This window comes from Phenylobacterium sp., assembly GCF_035276905.1.
GTDB lineage: Bacteria > Pseudomonadota > Alphaproteobacteria > Caulobacterales > Caulobacteraceae > Phenylobacterium.
The window spans coordinates 1-2,786 of sequence record NZ_DATELG010000424.1 but is presented as its reverse complement, the minus strand read 5'-3'; the positions used below and the strand labels follow the sequence as shown (position 1 = coordinate 2,786).

General features: G+C 67.0%; 2 protein-coding genes. Both read right to left on the bottom strand.

What is annotated here, in order from left to right:
* A partial coding sequence (locus tag VJS38_RS20215; RefSeq protein WP_324089948.1) for a TauD/TfdA dioxygenase family protein occupies positions 1 to 194 on the bottom strand: 194 nt, incomplete at its 3' end.
* 142 nt (positions 195 to 336) lie between these two features.
* On the bottom strand, positions 337 to 2,786 hold a 2,450-nt coding region (locus VJS38_RS20210; RefSeq protein ID WP_324089947.1), incomplete at its 5' end, for a TonB-dependent receptor.

The window sequence follows — 2,786 nt, the reverse complement described above, 5'->3', positions numbered from 1 at the left end:
TTCAGCGTCTGGTCGCGGAAGAAGACCACCTTGTGCTTCAGCACCGCGGCCTTGATCTCGTCGCGCGTGCGGTCCGAAATCGGCCGGCTGAGATCGACGCCGCTGATCTCGGCGCCGATGGTCGGTTGCAGCGGGCGGATCTCCAGTTCCGCGGCCTGATATTCCGGCGACCACTCGCGGGCAGCTACGCTCATCTCTCATCTCCTGTCAGAATTATCGCCGAGACCTTCGATCTCGGAGCTGAATTCTGAAGCGGCTGGCTGCCAGCGATCTAATGCCGAATGCTGGACCGGCTGATGATCCTCCGTAATAGGCGGGGCCGCGGGCGAGTGTGGATCAGAACTCCACCCCGATCCGCGCGTAGTAGAAGCCGCCGAGCAGGCCCCAGGGCGCATTCTGGCCATAGACGAAGTAGCCCTGCGTCGGCACGCCGTATCCCGCGACGGTGTAGCCCGGTGCGCCGATCAGCACGGAGTCGGCGTTGACGGTCTTGGCCCGGATGGCGTCCGGCACTCGGCTCGGGAACACGTCGAAGAGGTTGTTGGCACCCACCGCCAGCTTGATCCGAGGCGAGACCCTGAAGGAGACGTCGAGGTCGGTCACCCATTTCGGATGGAAGACCGCGTCGAGGGTGTTGTTCACCGGCTCCTCGTAGCGGCCGTAGAGCGTGTTCTGCAGCCGCACCTCCCAGCGGTCATAGATCCAGTCGCCGGCCAGGGTCAGGCGATAGCGGGGAGTCTGCTCGACCAGCTGGCGCTGCGCCTGGGCGTTGAAGTTGGCGGCGTTGGCCTTGATGCGGGTGATCTCCGTGCCGTTGCCGGAATAGACCGCGCTCCAGCGCACGTCGCCGAAGTGGCCCAGCGACTGCTGGTACTCGGCCACGGCGTCGATCCCCCGCGTCGTCGTGTTGACGCCGTTGGTGAAGAACTGCGCCGAGTTAAGGCCCGGGAAGCCCAGCGCCGCCACTTGCGCCGCGCTCAGATTGAAGTTCGGCGAGGACTTCACGATGCGGTTGCGGATGTCGATCTGGTAGGCGTCGATCGTGAAGCGCAGGCGGCTGGTCGGCTCCCAGGTCAGGCCGATCGAATAGTTGACCGACGTCTCGGGCGTGAGCGGCGTGGCCCCCAGCGCCTTGGCGATCGGATTGTCCACCGGCACGAACTTCGACTGGGCCAGGATGTTCTGGCCGTTCACCACCACCGTGGTGTTCTGCGTCGTCGAGAACCATTCCTGCGCCACCGACGGCGCGTGGAAGCCGTTGGTCACCGACCCGCGCAACGCCAGGTGCGGCAGGATCTCGTAGCGGGTCGTGAGCTTGCCGCTGAGGGAGTCGCCGGAGCTGTCGTCATAGTGCTCGCCGCGGCCGGCCAGGCCCACGTACCAGGCCTCGGTGAAGTTGGTCCCGAGATCGAGGTAGACGGCGAAGTTGTTGCGGTGGTGGGTGCTGGCGTCCGCCGGGGTCGTGCCGGTGAACGACTGCAGCCCCGCCTGCGGGAAACGGCCGCCGTAGAGATCGCCGAACGGCGTTCCGTCCCTCGGAACCTGATAGCCGCCGTTGATGTAGGAGTTGGGCTCGCCGGCGACCTCCTCGAACTGCTCCCAGCGGTGCTCCAGCCCCCAGGAGACGTCGAGCGGCTTGGCCAGGCCGATGTCGAAGCTGCGGGTGACGTCGAGGTTGTTCGTCCACTGCTCGAAGATCTGCTTGCCCATGTAGAAGCTGGTCTGCAGCGCCGAGGGGCCGAGCGAGGCGTTCAGCGTGTTGGTGGCGTTCAGCCTGGCCTCGTCGCGTCCGAACGAGGAACTGAGGTCCCAGGTCCAGCCGGCGAACGGCCCTCTCACGCCCGCGGCGACCTGGAAATCGTTTTCGTGGATGCGGCGATAGGCCTGGAAGCCGTCGGGATAGATCTGCGGCAGCGACGCCAGGTCGTCTGGGCGGAAGGCTCCGCGGGCGTCCTTGATCTGCCGGTGGCTGTAGGTCGAGAAGCTGTAGACGTTCCAGTCGCGGCCGATCGGCGCGCTGAGGTCGTAGGAGAGATTGACCGTGGTGTTCAGGGTCGAGCGGCCGTAGGCGCTGCCGTAGTCCCTGTTCCCCGCCGCCTCGCGCGGATCGAGGCGGCCCTTGATCAAGGGGTAGAGCACCCCGGTGGCGGGATCATTGGCGGGGGCCGGGCCCTGCTGGAAGGCGGACAGGGCATAGTGGATCGCGCCGCCGAAGAACGGCTGGCCCCAGTCAAGGTTCTGCTGAACCAGCTTGCCGGTGGACTTGTAGGTCTGGCCGACCGTGGTCTCGGAGCCGCCGCCGTGGCCGCTGTTCTTGAGGATGATGTTGATCACCCCGGCGATGGCGTCCGAACCGTACTGCGCCGCCGCCCCGCTGCGCAGATACTCCACCCGTTCGATGGCGCTCACGGGGATCAGGTCGAGGTCGACGGGGGTGGAGCCGCCGCCGATCGTGGCCAGGTTGTTGATCAGCGCCGTCGTGTGCCGGCGCTTGCCGTTCACCAGCACCAGCACATAGTCGCCGGTCAGGCCCTGGACGGCGAAGGGCGGGACGCTCGCCGAGGTGCCGCCGCCGTTCTGGGCGGGCAGGGTCAGCGACGGGATCGCCGCCGCCAGGATCTGCTTCAACCCCGCCCGGCCAGTCTGGGTGATCTGCGCCGGACTGATGACGTCGATCGGCACAGGGCTATCGGCGATGCTGCGCGGCTTTCCTCCGCGCAGACCGGTCACGACAAGCTCGGCGGTCTCGGGGACCGACGCGGCCTCGGCGGCGGCCTCGCTCGTCA